Origin of the sequence: Spirillospora sp. NPDC047418, assembly GCF_040643275.1 — a bacterium.
Taxonomy (GTDB): domain Bacteria; phylum Actinomycetota; class Actinomycetes; order Streptosporangiales; family Streptosporangiaceae; genus Spirillospora.
The window spans coordinates 24,704-45,426 of record NZ_JBEYTW010000070.1 but is presented as its reverse complement, the minus strand read 5'-3'; the positions used below and the strand labels follow the sequence as shown (position 1 = coordinate 45,426).

23 protein-coding genes are annotated in these 20,723 nt (G+C 76.9%); 10 read left to right on the top strand and 13 right to left on the bottom strand.

Annotated elements, in window-relative coordinates:
• Positions 1-106: 106 nt before the first annotated feature.
• Positions 107-529, bottom strand: coding sequence for a RidA family protein (locus tag ABZ806_RS32555; protein WP_500221281.1), 423 nt, complete (start codon positions 527-529; stop codon positions 107-109).
• A gap of 29 nt (positions 530-558) precedes the next feature.
• A complete protein-coding gene (locus tag ABZ806_RS32550) occupies positions 559-2,355 on the bottom strand; it encodes a class I adenylate-forming enzyme family protein (protein ID WP_500221280.1) in 1,797 nt (598 codons plus the stop codon).
• A gap of 177 nt (positions 2,356-2,532) precedes the next feature.
• Here ABZ806_RS32550 and ABZ806_RS32545 point away from each other — a divergent pair, with 177 nt between their 5' ends.
• A complete protein-coding gene (locus tag ABZ806_RS32545) occupies positions 2,533-3,312 on the top strand; it encodes an HAD-IIA family hydrolase (protein ID WP_500221279.1) in 780 nt (259 codons plus the stop codon).
• A 56-nt stretch (positions 3,313-3,368) separates the two neighbouring features.
• Here ABZ806_RS32545 and ABZ806_RS32540 read toward each other — a convergent pair whose 3' ends face one another.
• Positions 3,369-3,785: an ester cyclase gene (locus ABZ806_RS32540; RefSeq protein WP_500221278.1), complete on the bottom strand. Its 417-nt coding sequence runs from the start codon at positions 3,783-3,785 to the stop codon at positions 3,369-3,371.
• 53 nt (positions 3,786-3,838) lie between these two features.
• On the opposite strand from ABZ806_RS32540, the gene ABZ806_RS32535 reads away from it, so the two are divergent.
• Positions 3,839-4,462 (top strand): IMPACT family protein, encoded by a 624-nt coding sequence (locus ABZ806_RS32535; protein ID WP_500221277.1) that lies wholly within the window; start codon positions 3,839-3,841, stop codon positions 4,460-4,462.
• A 42-nt stretch (positions 4,463-4,504) separates the two neighbouring features.
• Here the strand turns inward: ABZ806_RS32535 and ABZ806_RS32530 are convergent, their stop codons facing one another.
• Complete coding sequence (locus tag ABZ806_RS32530; protein ID WP_500221276.1) at positions 4,505-5,290, bottom strand: alpha/beta fold hydrolase; 786 nt, start codon at positions 5,288-5,290, stop codon at positions 4,505-4,507.
• Positions 5,291-5,414: 124 nt separating this feature from the next.
• Entirely contained in the window at positions 5,415-5,765 is a 351-nt protein-coding gene (locus ABZ806_RS32525; protein WP_500221275.1) for a YciI family protein, read from the bottom strand.
• 114 nt (positions 5,766-5,879) lie between these two features.
• Between ABZ806_RS32525 and ABZ806_RS32520 the strand changes: the two genes are divergently transcribed.
• Both ABZ806_RS32520 and ABZ806_RS32515 read left to right on the top strand, forming a co-directional pair.
• Positions 5,880-6,497, top strand: a complete 618-nt coding sequence (locus ABZ806_RS32520; RefSeq protein ID WP_500221274.1) for a TetR/AcrR family transcriptional regulator — start codon at positions 5,880-5,882, stop codon at positions 6,495-6,497.
• Between the two features lie 36 nt (positions 6,498-6,533).
• Positions 6,534-7,304, top strand: coding sequence for a sulfite exporter TauE/SafE family protein (locus ABZ806_RS32515; RefSeq protein WP_500221273.1), 771 nt, complete (start codon positions 6,534-6,536; stop codon positions 7,302-7,304).
• A gap of 335 nt (positions 7,305-7,639) precedes the next feature.
• On the opposite strand, the gene ABZ806_RS32510 is transcribed toward ABZ806_RS32515, so the two are convergent.
• Together ABZ806_RS32510 and ABZ806_RS32505 are read right to left on the bottom strand one after the other, a co-directional pair.
• Positions 7,640-8,593, bottom strand: coding sequence for a GlxA family transcriptional regulator (locus ABZ806_RS32510; RefSeq protein ID WP_500221272.1), 954 nt, complete (start codon positions 8,591-8,593; stop codon positions 7,640-7,642).
• A gap of 12 nt (positions 8,594-8,605) precedes the next feature.
• Complete coding sequence (locus ABZ806_RS32505; RefSeq protein ID WP_500221271.1) at positions 8,606-9,238, bottom strand: cysteine hydrolase family protein; 633 nt, start codon at positions 9,236-9,238, stop codon at positions 8,606-8,608.
• Positions 9,239-9,419: 181 nt separating this feature from the next.
• On the opposite strand from ABZ806_RS32505, the gene ABZ806_RS32500 reads away from it, so the two are divergent.
• The 4 genes from ABZ806_RS32500 (at position 9,420) to ABZ806_RS32485 (ending at position 12,955) form a co-directional block, all read left to right on the top strand.
• On the top strand, positions 9,420-10,784 hold the full coding sequence (locus ABZ806_RS32500; RefSeq protein WP_500221270.1) for a carboxylate-amine ligase: 1,365 nt from the start codon (positions 9,420-9,422) through the stop codon (positions 10,782-10,784).
• Entirely contained in the window at positions 10,781-11,932 is a 1,152-nt protein-coding gene (locus tag ABZ806_RS32495; protein ID WP_500221269.1) for an iron-containing redox enzyme family protein, read from the top strand. Before ABZ806_RS32500 ends, ABZ806_RS32495 begins: the two co-directional genes overlap by 4 nt.
• Positions 11,929-12,651, top strand: coding sequence for a HemK2/MTQ2 family protein methyltransferase (locus ABZ806_RS32490; protein WP_500221268.1), 723 nt, complete (start codon positions 11,929-11,931; stop codon positions 12,649-12,651). The genes ABZ806_RS32495 and ABZ806_RS32490 overlap by 4 nt, the downstream gene beginning before the upstream one ends.
• Positions 12,652-12,745: 94 nt before the next feature.
• Positions 12,746-12,955: a CDGSH iron-sulfur domain-containing protein gene (locus ABZ806_RS32485; protein WP_500221282.1), complete on the top strand. Its 210-nt coding sequence runs from the start codon at positions 12,746-12,748 to the stop codon at positions 12,953-12,955.
• A 30-nt stretch (positions 12,956-12,985) separates the two neighbouring features.
• Here ABZ806_RS32485 and ABZ806_RS32480 read toward each other — a convergent pair whose 3' ends face one another.
• From ABZ806_RS32480 to ABZ806_RS32455, 6 genes are all read right to left on the bottom strand, one after another.
• The gene (locus tag ABZ806_RS32480) at positions 12,986-13,237 is read right to left on the bottom strand and encodes a hypothetical protein (RefSeq protein ID WP_500221267.1); all 252 of its coding nucleotides are present in this window, start codon (positions 13,235-13,237) and stop codon (positions 12,986-12,988) included.
• 85 nt (positions 13,238-13,322) lie between these two features.
• On the bottom strand, positions 13,323-14,399 hold the full coding sequence (locus ABZ806_RS32475; RefSeq protein WP_500221266.1) for an NAD-dependent epimerase/dehydratase family protein: 1,077 nt from the start codon (positions 14,397-14,399) through the stop codon (positions 13,323-13,325).
• Between the two features lie 142 nt (positions 14,400-14,541).
• Positions 14,542-15,321, bottom strand: coding sequence for a methylated-DNA--[protein]-cysteine S-methyltransferase (locus ABZ806_RS32470; protein ID WP_500221265.1), 780 nt, complete (start codon positions 15,319-15,321; stop codon positions 14,542-14,544).
• The gene (locus ABZ806_RS32465) at positions 15,318-16,055 is read right to left on the bottom strand and encodes an RNA polymerase sigma factor (RefSeq protein WP_500221264.1); all 738 of its coding nucleotides are present in this window, start codon (positions 16,053-16,055) and stop codon (positions 15,318-15,320) included. The genes ABZ806_RS32470 and ABZ806_RS32465 overlap by 4 nt, the downstream gene beginning before the upstream one ends.
• 49 nt (positions 16,056-16,104) lie before the next feature.
• The gene (locus ABZ806_RS32460; protein WP_163062350.1) at positions 16,105-16,770 is read right to left on the bottom strand and encodes a response regulator; all 666 of its coding nucleotides are present in this window, start codon (positions 16,768-16,770) and stop codon (positions 16,105-16,107) included.
• Complete coding sequence (locus tag ABZ806_RS32455) at positions 16,767-18,086, bottom strand: sensor histidine kinase (protein WP_500221263.1); 1,320 nt, start codon at positions 18,084-18,086, stop codon at positions 16,767-16,769. The genes ABZ806_RS32460 and ABZ806_RS32455 overlap by 4 nt, the downstream gene beginning before the upstream one ends.
• Before the next feature lie 106 nt (positions 18,087-18,192).
• Between ABZ806_RS32455 and ABZ806_RS32450 the strand changes: the two genes are divergently transcribed.
• Both ABZ806_RS32450 and ABZ806_RS32445 read left to right on the top strand, forming a co-directional pair.
• The gene (locus ABZ806_RS32450; RefSeq protein WP_500221262.1) at positions 18,193-20,031 is read left to right on the top strand and encodes a sensor histidine kinase; all 1,839 of its coding nucleotides are present in this window, start codon (positions 18,193-18,195) and stop codon (positions 20,029-20,031) included.
• Positions 20,028-20,696, top strand: coding sequence for a response regulator (locus ABZ806_RS32445; RefSeq protein ID WP_500221261.1), 669 nt, complete (start codon positions 20,028-20,030; stop codon positions 20,694-20,696). Before ABZ806_RS32450 ends, ABZ806_RS32445 begins: the two co-directional genes overlap by 4 nt.
• Positions 20,697-20,723: the final 27 nt, after the last annotated feature.

Below are 20,723 nucleotides of genomic sequence, written 5' to 3'. Positions count from 1 at the left end.
AGGCTCAGATCAACGGCTTGACGAACCGCCGGATGCGGGCCCGCATGTCCGGTGGTGTGAGAGGAGGGCCGGGCGACCCGGCCCTCCTACTCGATTCCGGAGGGGGTCAGGCGGCGGGGACGACGGCCATGGCCTCGATCTCGACGAGCAGGTCGTCGCGGACCAGCCGGGACACCTCCACCAGCGACGCCGCCGGGGCCACGTCCGCGGGGACGAACTCGGCGCGGACCGCCCGCACGACGCCGACGCCGCCCGCGTCGCGCAGGAAGTAGCCGAGCCGCACGACGTGCTCCCAGCGGGCGCCGGCGGCGGTCAGCGCGGCCTGCAGGTTGGCGAACACCTGCCGGGTCTGGGCCTCCAGGTCGCCGGGCCCCACCAGGTTCCCGGCGGCGTCCAGGGCGATCTGCCCGCTGACCACCACCAGCCGGCCGGGGACGTCGACGGACACGGCGTGGCTGTAGCCGTGGCCGGGCGCCAGGCCGGGCGCCTCGACCTGCCGGACGCCGGGCCGCGGATCACTGCTCGTCACAAGATCACCCTACCGGGCGGGGCCCGCGGTCAGCCGAGGAGCCGCTCCCGCAGGCGGGTCTTGAGGATCTTGCCGCCGGGGTTGCGGGGCAGCGGCTCGTCCTGGAACCACAGGTGCTGCGGGATCTTGAACGCGGCGATCCGGCCGCCGAGGAACTCCCGCACCTGCGCCGCGGTCGCCGCGTGCCCGGGGCGCGGCACGATCACCGCGCCGACCTCCTCGCCGAGGACCTGGTGGGGGACGCCGATGACGGCGCAGTCGGCGACCGCCGGATGCTCGTACAGGGCGGCCTCGACCTCCGCGCAGTAGATGTTCTCGCCGCCGCGGATCAGCATGTCCTTGGCGCGGTCGACGATGTAGACGAACCCGTCGGCGTCCAGGCGGGCCAGGTCGCCGCTATGGAACCAGCCGCCGGTGAACGCCCGCGCGGTCGCCTCCGGCTTGTTCCAGTAGCCCTTGATGACGTTCGGGCCCTTGATGAGCAGCTCGCCGACCTCGCCGGCCGGCAGTTCCTCCCCGGAAGGGCCGACGACCCTGACGTCGCAGACCGCGACGGGCGGGCCGACGCTCTCGGGCCGCTCCAGGTAGTTGACGCCGCCGTTGTAGGTGGTGACCGAGGACGTCTCGGTCAGCCCGTAGCCGTTGCCGGGGACCCGCTCGGGCAGCCGCTCGCGGATCGTGTCGACCAGCGCGGGCGCGGCCGGGGCGCCGCCGTAGCTGACACCGGTGAGGCTGGAGGTGTCGTACTCGCCGAACTCGGGGGCGGTCAGCACCTGCCACGCCATCGCGGGGACGCCGCCGAACCCGGTGACCCGCTCCCGCTCGATCAGCTCCAGCGCCCGGCGGGCGTCCCACTTGTACATCAGCACGACGGTGCCGCCCTGCAGCGCGCTGGTCACCAGCACCGAATGGCAGCCGGTGGCGTGGAAGAACGGGACGCTCAGCAGCGTCACCCGCGGTTGCGGCGCGGTCAGCTCCTGGACCGTCCGGCCCGCCCGGACCCCCGCCGACATGATCCCGTAGGCGAGGCTGACGGGGTTGGTCGCGATGTTGCGGTGCGTGCCGAGGGCGCCCTTGGGGCGTCCGGTGGTGCCGGAGGTGTAGAAGATGGTGGCCTCGTCGTCGGGGCCGATCGCCACCTCCGGCAGCGACGCCGCGCCCGGGTCACCGGAGTCTCCAAGGACGCCGGGGTCGCCGGAATCGCCGCCGAACGGCTCGGCGCCTTCGGGGAGGGGCCCGTCGGGGCGCGCGACCAGGCACGCGACCCCCAGCCCCGGCAGGACGGCGGCGAGCCGCTCGGCGCGCTCGGCGTCGGCGATCAGGACCTTCGCACCGCTGTCGGCCAGCCCGTACTCCAGCTCGGCGGCGCTCCACCAGGCGTTCAGCGGCACCACCACCGCCCCCGCGACGGCGGCGCCGAAGAACGCCACCGACCATTCGGGGTAGTTGCGCATCGCGATCGCGACCCGGTCGCCCTTGCCGACCCCGTGGCGGTCGACGAGCCGCCGCGCGAACGCCGCCGCGGCCGCGTAGTGCGCGGCGAAGGTGAGCCGCTCCTCGCCGTAGACCAGGAAGTCGGCGTCGCCGTGGGCGCGGGAGACCTCCAGGATCTCGCGCAGCGTCGGCGGGGCGTTCTTCCACACCCGGGTCCGCACGCCGCGGATCTCGACCTCGTCCATCTCGAACAGGCTCCCCGGCGCGGTCATCGCCGCCCGGACCTCGGCGATACCCGGCAGCCCGCCCTCCCGCACGTCCCGGTCCCGCACGTCCTGATCCCGGACGTCCCGGTCCTGCACGTCACCGTCCTGCCTGTTGCGGTCCTGCACAGCGCGCCTCCCGCGGGGTGGACGGCGCGCCGCCGCGCGGCCCGACCGCCGAACACGATTCGGTGCGCCGTCCCGAAAATCTATGATCCACGTCACCCGCAGGTCAACGCCCCCGCGCGGAACGGCGGCCGCGGCGGCGCGGTCCCGGCGAAGATCCCCACCTGCGACAATGGGGGCATGAGCGAACGCGGGCCGATCCAGTACTGGCTGTCGGACATGGACGGGGTCCTGGTCCACGAGGGCCGCCCCGTGCCGGGCGCCGAGGAGTTCATCCGCCGGCTGTCGGCGGCCGGCACGCCGTTCCTCGTCCTCACCAACAACTCGATCTACACCCCCCGGGACCTGTCGGCCCGGCTCGCGGCCGCCGGCCTGCGGGTCCCGCCCGAGGCGATCTGGACCTCGGCGCTGGCCACCGCCCGGTTCCTGGCCGACCAGCGGCCCGAGGGCTCGGCGTACGTGATCGGGGAGGCGGGGCTGACCACGGCGCTGCACGAGGCCGACTTCGTCCTCACCGACATCGACCCCGACTACGTCGTGCTGGGCGAGACCCGCACCTACAGCTTCTCCCAGATCACCCGCGCGATCCGGCTGATCGAGGGCGGCGCCAGGTTCGTGGCGACCAACCCCGACCCGGTCGGCCCGTCCCCGGAGGGATCGCTGCCCGCCTGCGGCGCGGTCGCCGCGATGATCACCCGGGCGACGGGGGTGGAGCCCTACTTCGTCGGCAAGCCGAACCCGCTGATGATGCGGACCGCGCTGAACGTGGTCGGCGGCCACAGCGAGTCGACCGCGATGATCGGCGACCGGATGGACACCGACGTCGTCGCCGGCATCGAGGCGGGGCTGGAGACGATCCTGGTGCTGACCGGGGTGACCCGCAAGGACGAGATCGCCCGGTTCCCGTTCCGCCCGAACCGCGTCGTCGCCTCCATCGCCGACCTCATCGACCTGGTCTGACCGCCCGTCCGACCGCCCGGCGGACCCGGCGCGCCCGGGCCGTGCGGCAAGCGGGGTCAGCCGAGGGCGCCGAGCGCGGTCATCAGGCCGAGCGCGTCCGACACCACCCAGTACTCGGCGAACCGGCCGTCCTCGGCGCGGAAGACGTCCTGCCCGCGGAACGACACGCGCGTCCCCGGCGCGGCGGTCGCGCCCGGTATCCCGCCCCGGTAGGAGCCGTGGAAGCTCCACGCGGCGGCGACCATGCCGTCCCCCGCTGCGGAGACCACCGGGCCGGCGTCCAGGGTGGTGCGGACGTCGGTGAAGTACCCGTGGGAGCGGCGGACCTGCGCGGCGGCCTCGGCGGGGCCGTGCACCTCCAGATCGGGCCAGTGCCCGGTGAAACCGGGCGCGAGGATCTCCCCGGCCACCGCGTAGTCGCCCTGCCACACCTCGAACAGCCAGCGCCGGTACAGCGCGTCCAGTGGATCCATGACGGCCGTCCTTCCCGGCGGCGCCCGCGGCCGAACCTAGACTCGGAGGCGCCATGCGCATGATCAGACAGGGCGGCTCCCGGGAACTGGAGATCCGCAGGTCCCGGTTCGTCTGCACCCTCGCCCGCACCGCCGACGCGGCCGACGCGGCCGCGTTCATCGCCGCGCACCGCCGCGCGCACCGCGACGCCACCCACAACTGCACCGCCTACGTCGTCGGCGAGCACGGCGAGATCACCAGGAGCAGCGACGACGGCGAACCGGCCGGGACGGCGGGCGTCCCGATGCTGGAGGTGCTGGTGCGGCGCGGCCTCACCGGCACCGCGGCGGTCGTCACCCGCTACTTCGGCGGGGTCAAGCTCGGCGCGGGCGGCCTGGTCCGCGCCTACACGCAGGCGGTCGCCGAGACCATCGACGCGGTCGGGGTCGTGGAACTGCGCCCCGTCGTCACCGTCACCGTGGGCGTCGACCACGCGCTGGCCGGGCGGTTCCTCGGCGACCTGCACGCGCGCGGGCACCAGCCCGGCGACGTCCGCTACGGCACGGCCGTGGAGGCCGACGTCGCGGTGCCCGCCGAGGACCTGGCGGCGTTCCAGGCGTGGGCCGCGGAGGTCACGGCCGGGCGCGCGTCGCTGCGGCGCGGCGCACCCGGCCACATCGAGGTCCCGGTGACCTGACCCCCGCCCCGCCCCCTGCGCCGGGCGGGGCAGCCCCGGGCGTCAGGCGAGGAACTCCGCCAGGGCCGGCGCCAGCGCCTCGGGGGCGACGTCGTGGGTCTGGCCGTCCAGGACGCGGTCGGTCCCGGCGGGCAGCAGCGCGGCGACGCGGCGGGCGGTGTCACGCATCCACGCGGGGCTGTCACCGCCGGCCAGGACCAGCGCGGGCACGGCGACGCGGCCGACCAGGCCCGCGGGCAGCGCGCCGCCGCGGGCGTCGTCCATCACCGCCGAGTCGTAGGCGAGGGTGGGCGCGACCGCCTCCAGCGCCGGCCACATCGGCGCGCTGCGCGCCTGCGCCACCACCTCGGCGGGCATCCCGACGCTGCCCATGAACAGTGCGAGGGCGTCGCCGCGGCGGCCGTCGGCCAGCAGCCCGGTCAGCTCGGTGTTGTAGGCGCGGGACCGGGTGAGCCGGTCGTCGTGGCCGGCGTGGAACGGCGGCTCGTACAGCGCCAGCCGGGTGACGGGCAGCCCGGCCGCGGCGGCCCGCAGCGCCAGCACCGCGCCCGACGACATCCCGTACACCGCGGCGGACCCGCCGGCCGCGTCGAGCACCGCGGCCAGGTCCTCGATCTCGCGGTCCACGGCGTAGGGCGGGGTGTCGCCGCTGTCGCCGCGGCCCCGCCGGTCATAGGCCAGGACGGTGTGCCGGCCGGCCAGCAGCCCGGCGAGGGCGGCGGCGGAGCCGCGGACATTGAGCGCCCCGCCCACGCAGACCAGCGCGGGTCCGCTCCCGGTCCGCTCGCAGGCGATCGGCGTTCCGTCCTTGGAGTACACGGTTTCCATGAGGGTGTCCTTCCCAGATCGGGGCGGCCTCGGCGGGCCGGTTTCCACCCCACCGACGAACGGGACGCGCCGCGACCCGACACTCCGCGCGGACGATTCCCGCCGCCGGGCGCCGCGAGCGGGGTCATCCGGTCGCGGCGCCGGGCTCCTCGACGGGGCGGATCTCGATCTGGCCGAGTTCGGCCCACGGGTGCCGGGCGGCGATCTCGACGGCCTCCTCCAGCCCGGAGCACTCGATGACCGAGAACCCGCCGATCTGGTCCTTGGTCTCGGCGAACGGCCCGTCGGTCAGCAGCACCTCGCCGCCGCGGACCTTGACGGTGGCGGCCCGGTCGGCGGGCGCGAGCCCGGCGCCGCCGCGGATGACGCCGCGGTCGGCCATCTCCTGCGACCAGCCGCCGCAGCCGGTCGCGGCGGCCCGCTCGGGATCGGCCCCGGCGGTCTCGTCGCTGCAGATCATCAGCACGTAGCGCACGCGTCTCCCCCTGCCCGCCGGGCGGGACGGCCCCGCCCGGCGGCCCACGATGCCAGACCCGCCGCCCGCGGTCACCACGCCCGCGCCCGGCGCGGCGGTGTAGCCTTTCCCGCGATGAGCAGGGGGACGGTCGACGGCGACCCGGTGAGGGCGGGGATCCTCCAGGCCGCCGCCGCGGTGCTGGCCGAGCGGGGCGGGTCGGCGGGCATGGCCGACATCGCCGCGGCCGCGGGCGTCGAGCGCGCGACCCTCGACCGCTGCTTCCCCAGCCGCGACGCCCTGCTGCACGCCCTCTACGAGGCCGCCCTGGCCGATCTGGCGTCCCGGCTGGAGAGCGCCCGCCTGGACCGCGTCCCGATCGAGGAGGCCGTCGCCCGGATGACCCGCGCGACGATCGCCGCGGCCTGCCGGCACCGGGTGCTCGGCCTGCTGGAGGACGCGCCGCGCGACGCCCGGCGGATCGAGCGGCGCCTGGCGGTCCCGGTGCGCGCGGTGTTCGAGCGCGGCGCCGCCGGCGGCCACTTCCGCCGCGACCTGCCCGTCCACACGCTCGCCGAAATGTACTTCAGCCTCCTGGAGGGCGTGGTGACGCGCGTCATCCGCCACCGCCTGGACGTGGAGGAGGCCGGCGCCGCCGCGACCACCCTGTTCCTGTCCGGGGCGCTGGCCCCGCCCCCGCCGGACGCCGGACGGGTGACGCCGCCCGGCCCGGGGCCCGGCGGCATAGCCTGAGGCGCGGACGGCCGGCGAAGGCGAGGTGCGTGGGCGGTGACGGGGCTGGAGCCGTGGGTGCTGGCGGGACTGGCACTGATCGGGCTGGCCGCCGGCGTCGGGATCACCGCCGTCGGGCCCGGCGGGGTGCTGGTCACGGTGGGGCTGTTCGCGTTCACCGACCTGTCGCCGGCGCAGGTCGCGGGCACGGCGATCGTCACCAACGTCGCGACGGGGCTGCTGGGCACCGCCGTCTACACCCGGTCGGGGCAGCTGCGCGAGCCGGAGACCCGCCGGACGGCGGCGCTGCTGGCGGCCGGCGCAGTCGCCGGGACGCCGCTGGGCGTGCTGGCGAACGGCCTGGTGACCGGCCGGGTCTTCGGGATGCTGCTGGGAGCGTTCCTCGCGCTGGTCGCGGTACTGGTGCTGTGGCGGCGCCCCGGCGACACCCCCGCCGATAGGGCGGGCGGCGGGATCGGATGGCCGGTGGCCGTCGCGGTGGGCGCGGGCGTCGCCGTGGTCGGCGCGATGTTCGGGGTCGGGGGGCCGCTGCTGAGCGTCCCGCTGCTGATCGCGCTGGGCATGCCGGTGCTGCCCGCACTGGCGGCGGCGCAGGCCCAGTCGGTGGTGATCGCCGCCGCCGGGACGGCCGGATACGTCGCGGCGGGCGCGGTCGACTGGCCGCTGGCGGCGCTGGTGGGCGTCCCGGAACTGGCGGGCGTCCTGGCCGGATGGGTGATCGCGCGGGCCGTCCCGGCGGCGGCGCTGAAGAGCGCGCTGGTGCTGAGCCTGCTGGCCCTGGCCCCCTACGTGGCCCTACACGGCTGACCCCCGCGCCGCGCCCGCCCCCCGCGCCGCGGCTGAACACGGTCCACGGCTGAACACCGGTCACAGCTGAACACGGGGGGGGCGTGGCTGAACGTGGGGCGACAGCCGGACCCGGCTCACGGCTGAACCCCGGCTCACGGCTGAACCCCGGGACATGACTGAACCCCGGGACATGACTGAGCTCGGGTTACGACAGAGCTCGGGTTACGGCCGGACCCGAGGCATGGCTGTGCCGCGGGGTACTCGCTGAACCCCGGGGTACTCGCTGAACCCCGGGGTACTCGGTGAACACGGGGCACGGCCGGACGGGGGCGCGCGGGGCGCGGGTGGCGGGGTCAGGGGCGGGCGCGTAGGCGGCGGAGCATGCGGGCGTCGGTGAACCCGACGGCGCGGGCGGCGGCGTCGGCGGTGGCGCCCTGCGCGAGGAGCTGCCCGGCGTGCTCCAGCCGCAGTTCCTGCTGGTAGCGCAGCGGGGTGAGCCCGGTCGCGGCGGTGAACCGGCGGGTGAGGGTGCGTTCGCTGACGCCCGCGGCGGCGGCGAGGCGGTGCAGCGGCAGCGTCCGGGTGTAGCCGGCGTCGATGAGGTCCTGGGCACGGTGCACGGGGTCGGACAGGTGGGAGCGGTGCCGCAGCATGGCGCCGGCCTGCGGCTGGTCGCCGTTGCGGCGCGCGTACACGACCATGGTGCGGGCGACGCGTGCGGCGGCGGCGGGTCCGTGCCGGACGGCGACCAGGTGCAGGGCCAGGTCGATGCCGCTGGCGATGCCGGCGGAGGTGACGACGCGGCCGTCGGTGACGTACAGGACGTCGCGGACGACGGTGGCGCGGGGGTGGCGGCGGGCGAGGACGTCCTGCAGCTCGTGGTGGGTGGTGCAGCGGCGGCCGTCCAGCAGCCCGGCGTGGGCGAGCGCGAACGCGCCGGCGCAGACGCTGGCGACGGTGCCGCCGGCGGCGTGGTGGGCGGCCAGGCGGTCGGCGGCGCCGGCGGAGACGGGCGGGGCGTGCGCCGGGTCGGGGCCCCACCGCCAGCCGGGCACCAGGACGGTGTCGGCGGCGGTGAGGTCCGGCCAGGCGGCGGGCGCCCGCAGCGGCAGCCCCTGCGCGGTGGGCACCTCCAGGCCGTCGCCCGCCGCGTCCCCGCCGCCCGGTCCGCCGCCCGGGTCGTGGTCGGCGATGTAGGCGAGCCGGTAGGGCAGGCCGGTCGCGGCGGCGGTGGAGAACACCTGGGCGGGCCCGGCGAGGTCGAGCAGGTGCAGCCCGGGGACGAGCAGGAAGGCGATGCGGTTCACGATCCGGTCAGGTTACCGCGCCCCGCCCGCCGGGGCGGCCGCGCCCGCCTCGGCGGCCGGGGCGGCGGGGGCGAGGTCGTCGAGGGCGGCGATGGCCGCGAAGCGGCCGGCCAGGGCGTACTCGGTGCGGGCGATGACCTGGTCGGCGGGCAGCGTCGCGGGGTCGGCGAGGATCTCGGCGGGGGACCGGCCGGGCGGGGCGTCGCGGTGCGGGATGGGGAAGGTGGCGGTGGCGTCGGTGACGAAGGTGACGCGGTAGCCGAGGTCGGCGGCCAGCCGGGCGGTGGTCTCGCAGCACTGCTCGGTCTGGATCCCGCAGACGGCGACCTCGCCGATGCCGCGGGCGGTGAGCAGCTGCTGCAGGCCGGTGGTGGTGAAGGCGTTGCGGGAGGTCTTGGTGAGGACGGGCTCGCCGGGCCCGGGGTCCAGGCCGTCCATGAGGCGGACGTGGCCGAGGTCGGGGTCGAAGGGTCCGCCGGTCCCGGGTTCGGCGTGCAGGATCCACACGACCAGGTCGCCGGCGGCGCGGGCCGCGGCGGCCAGCCGGGCGGCGCGGCCGGCGATGCCGGGCGCCGACACCGCCTCCCAGAGCGGCAGCCGGCGGAAGGACTCCTGGACGTCGATGACGAGAAGCGCTCGGTTCATGCCCTCGATCCTGGCCGGTCCGGGCCCGCCGGGGCAGGCACGATCGCGGCGCGCCGCGGAACGATCCGGTCACCGCCCGGGAGCGCCCGGGCGGAAAGGATCTTGGCGGGCGGGGGGAGGGGACGTCCTGGACGGGCATCCCCCCGGGGGACGGGGTGCGCACGATCGAGGGGGGCAGCACATGGGCGTGCACGGCACGGGCGGTCCCGGCGCGAGCGGCCACGGCGCCGGCGGTCCGCACGCGGGCGCCCCGCGGGCGGCCGGTCGCGGCGCGGCGGCGCCGAGCGTCGGCGTGGAGGAGGAGTTCCTGCTGGTGGACGCGGTGTCGGGGGAGTGCGTCCCGGCCGCCGAGAAGGTCCTCGCGGCCGCCGGGACGCACCGGTGGGCCGGGTCGGGCGGGTCGTTCCAGGCCGAGCTGCTCACCTCGCAGGTGGAGGCGGCGACGGGGGTGTGCCGCGACCTGGCGGGCCTGGGGGAGCAGCTGCGGTTCGGGCGGGCGCGGCTGGCGGCGGCGGCGCGGGAGCACGGCGCGCTGCTGGTGGCGTCGGGGACGCCGGTACTGGACGGCCCCCCGCCGCCGCCCGCGCCCGGCGACCGGTTCGCCGCGATCATGAGGGCCTACGGCGACGTGGCCGAGGACTACCAGGCGTGCGGCTGCCACGTCCACGTCGGCGTCCCCGACCGGGAGGCCGCGGTGGCGGTGGTGAACCATCTGCAGCCGTGGCTGCCGGTGCTGCTGGCGCTGTCGGCGAACTCGCCGTTCGACCGCGGCCGCCCGTCCGGCCATGCGGCCCGCCGGATCGCGGAGATGGCGCGGTTCCCGGGGGCGGGGGTGCCGCCGTGGTCGGCGTCGGCCGCCGACTGGGACGCGCGGGTCGCGGCGCTGGTGGAGGCGGGCGTGCTGGTGGACACGGCGATGACGTTCTGGCTGGCGCGGCCGTCCGCGCGGTGGCCGACGGTGGAGGTGCGGGCGGCCGACGCGGCGGCGACCGCGGACGAGGCGGTGCTGCAGGCGGCGCTGGTGCGGGGCCTGGTCGGCGCCGCGCTGGCCGATCTGGCGGCCGGCCGGGAGGCGCCCCGCGCCGACGCGCAGGTGTGCGCGGCGGCGCTGTGGACCGCGGCCCGCCACGGCCTGCGCGGCACGCTGGTGGACCCGGTCGCGCGGCGGGCCGTCCCGGCGTGGCGGCTGGTGGACGACCTGGTCGCCCGCGCCGCCCCCGCCCTGGCCGGCACCGGCGACCTCGGCACCGTGCTCGCGCTGCTGGAGGCGCTGCGCGGCGCCGGGACGGGCGCGGACCGGCAGCGCCGCGCGGCCCGCCGCGGCGGGCCCCGCGCGGTGGTGGAGATGCTGGCCCGCCAGACCCGGTCGGGCGGCCTCGCCGGGCCCGGCGGCCAACCATCGGGCCGGCCACCGGGCGGGCCGGCGGACGCGCCTCCGGAGCCGGCACCGCCGCCCGACGAGACCCCTGGGGAGAAAACGGGCGTATGGGACGCGCGTGAGCGGGTACCGGAGCCGGACGCCACCCTCACCACGGAGGACACATGACCGCTCCGCAGGCCCCGGCCCGGGCCCGCGCACGCTCCGGGACCGCGCACCCGGCGGTTCCGCCCGCCGAGCCCGCCCCGGACACGGCCCCCGCACCGCCGCCGCGCGGCCCGCTGTCCCGGGCCGTGACCGCGGCCCTGGCGGCCGGCCCGCCGCCCGGCGACCCGGCCCGCCTCCCCGGCACCGCCGAGGCCGCGTCCGCCGACCCCTACGGCGACGACCTGCAGCTGGCCCTGCACACCTGCTACGAACTGCACTACCGCGGCTTCGCCGGCGTCGACCCGGCCTGGGAGTGGGACCCCGGCCTGCTGCGGCTGCGCGGCGCCCTGGAAACGGTGTTCCTGGACGCCCTGCGCCGCGACACCCCCGCCGGCGACGACGTCGACGGCGCCCTGCGGGAGCTGCTGGTGGAACCGGTGGACGCCCGCGGCGTCTCCCACCACCTGCGCGACGGCGCCCCGATGTGGCAGCTGCGCGAGCACGCCGCACTGCGGTCGGTGTACCACCTGAAGGAGGCCGACCCGCACGCCTGGGTGATCCCGCGGCTGCACGGCCGCGCCAAGACCGCGCTGGTCGCGGTCGAGAACGACGAGTTCGGCGGCGGCCGCCCCCACATGATCCACCAGGGCCTGTACGCGGGCCTGCTGGACGACCTCGGCCTGGACCCCTCCTACGGCGCCTACGTCGACGCCGCCCCCGCGCAGATGCTCGCGACCGTGAACATGATGTCGCTGTTCGGGCTGCACCGGTCCCTGCGCGGCGCGCTGGTCGGCCACTTCGCCGCCGCCGAGATCACCACGGCGCCGTCCGCGCGGCGGATGGCCGCCGCGCTGGAGCGCGCCGGCGCCGGCCCCCGCGCCCTGCTGTTCTACACCGAGCACATCGAGGCCGACGCCGTCCACGAGCAGGTGCTGCGCCACGACGTGGTCGGCGCGCTGCTGGCCGGCGAACCGGACCTGGCCGCGGACGTGGCACTGGGCGTACGGGCCACCGGGCTGCTGGAGGACCGCCTGGGCGCCCGCCTGCTGGACCGCTGGCGGGCCGGCCGGACGGCACTGCGCCGCCCCCTGCCCGGAACACCCCCCGAGGCACCGCCCGGAACACCGCCCGGCGCAGCCGCCGGCGGGGGAGAAGAGGAGGGGCGATGATGCTGCTGAGACCGCCCGGGGTGTACCGGCCGCAGTCCGACACCTCGCTGCTGACCGGCGCGCTGAGCCGGACCCTCGCCCGCACCGGGGGCCCGGCGGCCGCGCGGGTGCTGGAGCTCGGCACCGGGACCGGCGCGGTCGCGCTGGCCGCGGCACGCACCGGCTGCGACGTCGTCGCGGTGGACGTGTCCGCGCCCGCGGTCCTGACCGCCCGGATGAACGCGCTGGTGCGGGGCCTGCCGGTCCGGGTGCTGCGCGGCGACCTGTTCGCGCCGGTCGCCGGCGAGGTGTTCGACGTGATCGTCGCCAACCCCCCGTACGTGGCGGGGGACGCCGACCCGGCGGCGGTGCGCGGCCGCGCCCGCGCCTGGGAGGCCGGACCCGACGGCCGCGCGCTGCTGGACCGCATCTGCGCGCGGGCCCCGCGGCATCTGGCGCCGTCGGGGACGCTGCTGCTGGTCCACTCGGCGCTGAACGGGGTCGCGGCGACGCTGGTGTCGCTGCGCGCCGCCGGGATGCGGGCGTCGGTGGTGGCCCGGCACCGCGAACCGTTCGGGCCGGTGATGCGGCGCCGCGCGGGACGGCTCGCGGCGCGGGGTCTGCTGGGGCCCGGGCAGCGGCACGAGGACCTGGTCGTGGTCCGCGCCGACCTGATCGCGGCGCGGACCGGGCCCGGCGGCGGCGGTGGGGGACATGCCCGCGAACACCAGCCCGCCTGACCCCCCGCCCGGGACCGCCCCCGCTGACGGAGGCGCCGCCGTTGACGGTGCCGCCGCCGTTGACGGAGGCGCCGGGGACCGGCGCCGCGTCCGGATCGTGCCGGGCGGCCCGATACTGGTGGAGGGCCCCGTCGAGGTCGTCCTGGAGGACGGCTCCACGGCGGTGTCGGACCGCTGGCTGGTGGCGCTGTGCGCGTGCCGCCGCAGCCGCTCCTACCCGTTCTGCGACACCAGCCACCGCCGCCGCGCCCGCACGTCCCCCGACACGCCCTCACCCGGCACCGGCCGGCCCGGCGCCGGGTGAGGCGAAGGCCCCGAGGGGAGCCCGGAGCGGTCAGCTTCCGAGGCTCTCCAGCGCGACCTCCAGACGCTGCGCCAGGGCCTCGATCTGCTCCTCGTTGGCGCCGGCGTCCAGCTCGGCGATGACGGCGTCCCGCGTCGTGATCACCAAGGCGTCCTCGGGGCCGTCGCCCGCGCTCGGATCGCCCGGGACGACGGTGGCGCGGCCCCCGACGACCACGAGCGCGGCGTCGCGGTCGGCGGATGCCAGCAGGGTGTGCAGGTGGTCGGAAGTGATCGTCGGCATCGGGTGACCTCCAGGAAAGCGGTGGACGACGGGAGACCCCGTCAGGACGGTGCGACCAGGGGTGGTGCGGTCAAGGGTGGTGCGGTCAGGGGCGGCGGCCGACGCCGGAGGCGAACTCGCGGACGCGGCCCGGCCCGCCGGCCCCCGGCGCCAGCGGCGGGGTGTCGCGCCCCGCGCCGGTGCGCAGCCCGTCCAGGAACTCCGCGAACGCCTCGCGGGCGCTGTGCCGGGGCGTCCAGCCGAGCTCGGCGCGGGCCCGCCCGGTGTCCATGACCGGGATCTGCATGGCCAGCTCGAACAGGCCCGGCGACGCCGGCACCAGGTGCAGGTGCCACGCCGCGGCGATCGCCGCCCGCACCCCCCGCTGCGGCACCCGGACCGTGCGTGCGCCCAGCACGCCGGCGAGCTCGGCGGCGTCCATGACCGGGTCGGCGGCGATGTTGAACGCGCCGCGCACGTCACGGGTCGCGGCCAGCCCGAACGCCCGCCCCGCATCGGCCGAATGCAGGAACTGCATCCTCAGGCCCGGCATGTCCGGCACGAACGGGACCCGGCCGGGCCGGACGAGCCGCCCCGGCAGCAGCGGCCCCGCGAACAACCGCCGCTGCTCGCCCGCGCTCTGCCGCTCGAAGACGAACCCCGGCCGGATCCGCACGACCCGGCAGTCCGGATCGGCGGACTCGAACGCGTCCAGCAGCCGCTCGACGTAGGCCTTCTCCCGCGAATAGGCGGCACCGGGCCACCCGTGCGTCGGCCACGACTCGTCGACCGCCCGGTCCTTGGGGCCGGGGGAGTAGGCGCCGACGGAGGAGGAGTACACCAGCGCCGGCACCCCCGCCTCGGCGACCGCGTCGAACACCCGGCCGCTGCCGACGACGTTGGCGTCCCACGTCACCGCGGGCCGGTGCGTCGGCTGGAACAGCCACGCCAGATGGATCACGACGTCGGCGCCGCGCAGCAGCGGCACCAGGTCGCTGTCGGTGACGTCGGCCTCCGCCCACTCGATCTTCCCGGTCCCATCCGGGTCGGCCTCCCGCGCCGCGCCCGGCCCGGGCTCGCGGCGGGCCAGGCCGGTGACGGCGGTGACGGCCGGGTCCCCGGCGAGCGCGCGCAGCGTACTGGTCCCGATGTTGCCGGTGGCGCCGGTGACGACGACGCGCATGGCGATCCCCCCTCGTCGGCGGTCCTCGGTGCGGGACGGGCATGCGACCGCGCCCCCGCAGGTGGACGCCACATTCCCGGACTGCGCCGATGTATGCCCCGCCCCCGCCCGCCGCCCCGGCGAGGGGGAGAGGAGGGGAGGGTCAGGCGGGACGGCAGTGCAGGCACGGCCGGTACCCGGCCGCCCGCGCCGCCGCCAGATCACCGAACCCGCGCCGGTGCCCGGAAGTGATCCGCCGCGCGTCCCCGCACGTCGGATAGCACACGATCCCCGTCGTGTCCGAACCCACCAGCCGCACCCCGCGCCGCGCCAGCTCCGCGGCCTCCTCCACGTCCACGTCCTCGGCGCGCAGCAGCCGCTCCTTGGCGTCCGCGCCGAACACGTACTCGCCCAGCGACCCGTCCGACCGGGTCACCCGGTGGCAGGGGATCAGCAGCGGGACCGGGTTGCGGCCCAGCGCCGACCCCACCGCCCGGACCGCCTTCGGCCGCCCCGCCCGCCGCGCCACCCACGCGTACGGGCGGGTCTGCCCGCGCGGGATCTCCGCTGCGGCCGCCAGCACCGCGGCCTCGAACTCGCTCAGCCCCCGCAGGTCCAGCGCGAGCCCGCCCGGCCGCCCCCGCCGCAGCGCCGGCAGCAGCCCCGCCGGGGGACCCGCCGCCGGCAGCAGCGGCCGCGCGAACCGGGCCCGGAACGCCGCGGCGAACTCCCGCTCGCCCATCCCCGCGCGCAGGTAGGCGACGCCGTGGTCGGTGAAGGCGACCTGCAGGTCGCCCAGCGGCCCGTCCTCCACCGGCCCGGCCACGCGGACGCGCCGCGCGGCGATGCGGTCGAGCAGGGCGGGCGGCGCGTCGGCGGCCAGCCCCGCCAGCTCCCGCGCCAGCGGGTCGGCCGCCCCTCCGGCGGCATCGGTGCCGGTCATCGCGGCCCTCCTTCCGGCTGTCGTTCCCACTGTTCTCGCTGTTCCTGCTGCTCCTGCTGCTCCTGCTGTTCTTGCCGGGCGGCGCGGAGCCTGCGCAGCCGCGCCAGCCCCCGGGAGACGTGCGATTTCACGGTGCCCTCCGGCAGGTCCAGGACCGCCGCCACCTCGGCGACGGGCAGATCGGTCACGTGCCGCAGCACCACTGCGGCCCGCTGCGCCTCCGGCAGCTCCGCCAGCAGCTCCGCCAGCTCCCGCCCGGTCTCACGGCGCGCCGCGGCCTCCTCCACCCCCTCGCCCGGATCGGGCGGATCGGGGGCGTCCTCGACCGGGCCCGCCGTCACCGGGCGCCGCGCCGCCGACCGCAGGCTGTTGCGCCACACGTTCGTCACGATCATCAGCAGCCACGCCCGCGGCCGCAGCTCGGCGATCCGGTCCGGCCCGTACCCCGCCAGCGCCCGGTAGGCGCGCAGGAACGCCTCCGCCGACAGGTCCTCCGCCTCGGCCCACCGCCCGCACAACCGCAGCGCGGTGGAGAACACCGCGCCCCGGTACGCCTCGTACAGGTCGGCGAACCCGGCGTCCAGATCCCGCGCCAGCTCCGCGGCGACCTGCGCGCCCGCCGCGTCGGGCACCCCGCCGCCCTCACCGCCGCCCTCACCGGCACCGGCACCGTCGCGAGCGCCGTCGCGGGCGCCGGGCGGGGGGCGGAGGGAAGTCTCGTCCGTAACCGTCACATCCGTTCAACACCACCGCACCCCACCCGGTTGCGGCCCCCCGGCGGGCTCAGCCGAGCCAGCCCGGACGGATCACGCCCATCTCGTAGGCCAGCACCACCAGCTGCGCCCGGTCCCGCGCCCCCAGCTTGGCCAGGATACGGCTCACATGCGTCTTCGCCGTCGCCGGCGACAGCACCAGCCGCCCGGCGATCTCCTCGTTCGACAGGCCCGCCGCCACCAGCTCCAGCACCTCCCGCTCCCGGTCGGTGAGCGCGTTCAACTCCACCGCGGGCGGCGGCGCGGTGATCCGGGACGCGAACTCGGCGATCAGCCGCCGCGTCACCGTCGGCGCCAGCAGCGCGTCCCCCCGCGCCACCACCCGCACCCCGTGGATCAGCTCCGGCGGCTCGGTGTCCTTCACCAGGAACCCGCTCGCACCCGCCTTGATCGCCCCGTACACGTAGTCGTCCAGATCGAACGTCGTCAAGATCACCACCCGGACGTCCGCGAGCCGCGGATCGGCGATGATCCGGCGGGTCGCCTCCAGCCCGTCCAGCACCGGCATGCGGATGTCCATCAGCACCACATCGGGCCGCAGCTCGCCCGCCCGCGCCACCGCCTGCTCCCCGTTCCCGGCCTCGGCGACGATCTCGATGTCGTCCTCGCCCTCCAGGATCGACCGGAACCCCGCCCGCACCAGCGTCTGGTCGTCGGCCAGCATCACCCGGATCACGCGCTCTCCTCCATGTTCTCGCCGTTCCCCGCCCGATCATCGCCGCCGGCGCCGTCCAGGGGCAGCCGCGCCGCCACCCGGAACCCGCCCGCAGGCCCCGGACCCGCGGTCAGCTCCCCGCCGACCGCCGCCGCCCGCTCCCGCATGCCCCGCAGCCCGTTCCCCTCCACGACCGCACCGCCCCGTCCCGGCCCCGGCCCCGACCCGTCGTCCTCGACCAGCACCCGCACCTCACCGGGCAGGCACCGCACCTCCACAGTCACCACCGCCGCCCCCGAATGCCGGACGGCATTGGTCAGCGCCTCCTGCACGATCCGGTACCCGGCCGCCCCCACCGGCGCCGCGACCGCCTCCAGCGCCCCGGTACCCGCCGCCCCCGGAGCCGGCAGGTCACCCGCCCGCCGCACCGCCAGACCCGCCCCGGCGGCCCGGTCGAGCAGCTCACCGACCCGCGCCAGCGACGGCGCCACCGGCCCGCCGAGCTCCGCGCCGGGCTCTGTGCCCGGTTCCGCGGCGCCGTCGCACTCGTCGACCTGCCGCAGCACACCCAGCACCCCCCGCAGCTCCCGCAGCGTCTCCTTACTCGCCGCCTTGATCGCCTCCAGCGCCGCATACGCCCGCTCCGCGTCGTCCCGGCGGTGCAGCGCCGCACCCGCCTGCACGTTGATCAGCGACATCTGGTGCGCCAGCACATCGTGCAGCTCCCGCGCGATCCGCAGCCGCTCGGCGACCGCGCGGCGCCGCGCCTCGGCCTCCCGGTCCCGCTCGGCCTCCGCCGCACGCCGCTCCGCCGCCTCCGCCCGGTCCCGCCGGCTGCGCACGTACTGCCCCAGCGCCACCGTCACCAGCAGCCCCAGCGACAGCGACGCCACCCCCCGCGCATCGGTGATCGCGTCCGGATCGCCGCCGTCCCCGCCCCGCGCGAACGACACCGCCAGGAACCCGGCGTTCACCACGATGACCGCACCCAGCGACACCACCAGACGGCACTCCACCGCCGCGTTGAACAGGGCCACCCACAGCACCGCCGCGACCGGACCGTCCGGATACCCCATCGGGTAGTACAGCGGCGGCACCACCACCGCGACCACCAGCACCGCCACCGGAGCACGCCGCCGCCACGCCAGCGCCACCGCCGCCACCGCGATCAGCGCCAGCCCGCCCGGCCACAGCGACCGGTCACCGGGCCTGGCCGCCGCCGCGCTCAGCCACACCGTCGCCACCAGCGCCGCCGCCGCGAACGCCGCGTCACCCGCCGGACCGCGCGCCAGACCACGCAGCCGGCGGACCGGGAACCGCATCGGGGGCGCCGTCACCCGCCCAACCGTAGTTCAGCCGCACCCCGCCCCGCGATCTTCACCACCCCGCACCCTGACTTTCGGCAGTAACAGCGCCTTTCCACCGGCCAGTAGCGTGGAACCCGTGAACGACTCCGCGGCCACCGGCCCCCACCAGGGCGACCGCGGCGCCGCGACCCCCCGGACACGCCGCGCCGCCGCCCGCACCACCTACCGCACCATGGCGGACGCCACCACCCATACCCTCGCCCGCACCGGACGGGCACTGCGCCCCGCCGCCCTCCGCGCCGCGCTCCGCCGCCCCAACCGCGCCGCCCTGGCCAAGGACACCGCCCTCTACACCGTCCTGGCGTTCCCCGTCGCCGCCGGCCTGATCACCCCCCTCGAACCCGGCCGGGCCTCCTGGTGGCTGGAAGGAGCCGGCCTCGCCGTCCTCGCCGCCGCCATCGCGATGTCCCGCGCCCGGCCCACCGCCGCGCTGCTCGCCACGATCTCCCTCACCGCCGTCCACGGCAACTTCGTGTTCGCCATGCCCGTCATGGCCTACCTCGCCGGCCTGCGCACCCGCCGCGCCCAACCCGTCCTGTGGGGACTCACCGCCGTCCTCATCGGCGGCACCCTCCTGTCGGTCGCCCGCGGCCTGGCCGTCACCGCCTGGTTCCCCTCCACCGTCTGGCTCGTCCTCCTCGGCGTCCTGCCCTGGCTCGTCGGCCGCTACTGGCGCCAGCACCAGGAACTCCTGCACGCCGGATGGGAACACGCCGAACGCCTCGAACACCAGCAGCGCATCATCGCCGAACGCGAACGCCTCCGCGAACGCGCCCGCATCGCCCAGGACATGCACGACTCCCTCGGCCACGAACTCGCCCTCATCGCCGTCCGCGCCGGCGCCCTCCAGGTCGCCCCCGGACTGGACGACCGGCACCGCGCCGCCGCCGCCGAACTGCGCACCGGCGCCGCCGACGCCACCGACCGCCTCCGCGAGATCATCGGCGTCCTCCGCGAGGACACCGGCCACGGAACCCGGGACGACCCGGCACCCGTCCGCCCCGCCCGCGAGAGCATCCCCGACCTCGTCGACCGCGCCCGCGCCTCCGGCATCCCCGTCCACCTCACCGGCACCGCGGCCCTGCCCGCCCTCGCGCCGATGACCGCGCTCACCGCCCACCGCGTCGTCCAAGAGGCCATCACCAACGCCGCCAAGCACGCCCCCGGCGCCCCCATCACCGTCACCCTCACCATTGGCGACAACGACGGAAACGACGACAACGCCGAAGACGGCGCCGGCGGCACGGTCACCGTGACCATCGCCAACGAACCCCCGCCCCGACACCCGCCGCCGCACCCCGCCGGCGGACGCGGACTCACCGGACTCACCGAACGCGTCCGCCTCCTCGGCGGCACCCTGCACGCCGCACCCGCACCCGGCGGCGGCTTCACCCTCACCGCCGACCTCCCCGCCACCCCGCACACCGACGACCCGCCCACCGAACCCGCACCGGCCGCACCCCCACCGCGCACCACACCGGGGGAGTGGCCCTCCGAATCCGCCCGCCACCTCGCCCGCGAACGCCTCCAGGTCCGCCGCGGCCTCATCACCGCCATCGCCGTCCCCACCGCCCTCATGGCCGCCCTCGGCACCGTCATGGCCGGCTACTACGTCTTCATCACCCTCAACTCCGTCCTGCCGCCCGCCGGCTACGCCGCCCTCACCATCGGCACCCCCCAGGACCGCGCCGAGAAGACCCTGCCGCCCATGGAGACCCTGGACACCGGCACCGTCCGCGCCGCCGTCCCCGAACCACCCGGCGCCGACTGCCGCTACTACCGGCCCGACGCCAACATCCTCGGCTTCAACCACATCTACCGGATCTGCTTCACCGGCGGCCGCCTCACCGCCAAGAACAGCTACGACACCCAGCGCCTCAGCGCCGAACACCGCACCGACCAGGAGAACGAGTGATCCGGGCCCTGCTCGCCGACGACGAGACGATGATCCGCGCGGGCGTCCGCGCCATCCTCACCGCCGACCCCGCCATCGACGTCGTCGCCGAGGCCGCCGACGGCCACGAGGCCATCGACCTCACCCTCCGCCACCGCCCCGACGTCGCCCTCCTCGACATCCGCATGCCCCGCCTCGACGGCCTCGCCGCCGCCACCGAACTCCGCCGCGCCGCCCCCGCCACCGGCATCATCATGCTCACCACCTTCGGCGAGGACGACTACATCGCCCGCGCCCTGGCCGGCGGCGCCAGCGGCTTCCTGCTCAAATCCGGCGACCCCCACGAACTCATCGCCGGCGTCCACGCCGTCGCCGGCGGCGCCGCCTACCTGTCCCCGAAAGTCGCCCACCGCGTCATCACCCACATCGCCGGCAGCCGCCTCGACGGCGGCGCCCGCGCCCGCCGCCGCACCGACACCCTCACCCCCCGCGAACGCGACGTCCTCACCCTCCTCGGTGCCGGACTGTCCAACGCCGAGATCGCCACCCGCCTCCACCTCGTCGAAGGCACCGTCAAGGCCTACGTCAGCGCCATCCTCACCCGCCTGGACGTCCGCAACCGCGTCCAGGCCGCCGTCCTCGCCCACGAAGCCGGCCTCGTCGACGCCACCCCCGACACCCGCTGACCCCGCAGACGGCTGCCGGCGAGCCGA